1 protein-coding gene is annotated in these 1,055 nt (G+C 75.5%); it reads left to right on the top strand.

What is annotated here, in order from left to right:
* A partial coding sequence (locus tag HMPREF0731_RS21660) for a FliI/YscN family ATPase (protein WP_007006389.1) occupies nt 1-941 on the top strand: 941 nt, incomplete at its 5' end.
* Nucleotides 942-1,055: the final 114 nt, after the last annotated feature.

The following is a 1,055-nucleotide window of genomic DNA, read 5'->3' as shown; positions in this document are numbered from 1 at the left end:
TGCGCGCGCGGCTCGGCCCGCGGCTCGATCTCGGCGTGCGGGCGCTGGACGCCTTCTGCACCATGCGGCGCGGCCAGCGGCTTGGCCTGTTCGCCGCCTCCGGCGTCGGCAAGTCGACCCTGCTGTCGATGCTGGCGCGCGGCGCCGAATGCGATGTCGCCGTGCTCTGCCTGGTGGGCGAGCGCGGCCGCGAGTTGCGCGAGTTCATCGAGGACGATCTGGGCGAGGCCGGCCTCGCCCGCAGCGTCGTCATCTGCGCCACCTCCGACACCCCGCCGCTGATGCGGCGCGAGGCCGCCTATGCGGCGATGACCGTCGCCGAGAGCCTGGCGAATGACGGCCGCCACGTGCTGCTGATGATGGACAGCGTGACGCGCTTCGCCCTGGCCTGCCGCGAGATCGGCCTGGCCGCCGGCGAGCCGCCGGCGACGCGCGGCTACACCCCCGGCGTCTTCGCGGAACTCCCGCGCCTGCTGGAGCGCGCCGGCCCCTGCCTGGAGGGCCAGGGCGGCGCCATCACCGGCCTGTTCACCGTGCTGGTCGAGGGTGACGACCATGACGAGCCGATCGCCGATGCGGTGCGCGGCATCCTGGACGGGCATGTGGTGCTGGACCGCAAGATCGGCGAGCGCGGCCGCTGGCCGGCCATCGACATCCTGCGCAGCCTGTCGCGCACCGTGCCGGGCTGCCTGGAGCCGGAGGAGCGCGAGGTGATGCAGCGCGCCCGCCGCCTGCTCTCGCTGCAGGCCGACATGGCGGAGCTGGTGCGGCTCGGCGCCTATCGCGCCGGCACCGACCCGGCGGTGGACGAGGCGCTGCGCCTGGCGCCGCGCATCGAGGCCTTCCTGCGCCAGCGCAAGGACGAACCCCTGATGACCACCGCGGAGTCCTTCGCCGCGCTGGCCGAGGCGATGCAGGAGGCCCCCCCTGCCCGCGCCTGACCCGATGGCCGTGCTGCTGCGGCTGCGCGCGCTGGAGGTGGCGCTCGCCCAGCGCGACCTGGCCGAGCGCTGCGCGCAATCCGCCGCCGCCACCGGGCGCGCCGAGGACGCCGC

Source organism: Pseudoroseomonas cervicalis ATCC 49957 (genome assembly GCF_000164635.1).
Taxonomy (GTDB): Bacteria; Pseudomonadota; Alphaproteobacteria; order Acetobacterales; family Acetobacteraceae; genus Pseudoroseomonas; species Pseudoroseomonas cervicalis.
This window is presented reverse-complemented; position numbering and strand designations above follow the sequence as displayed.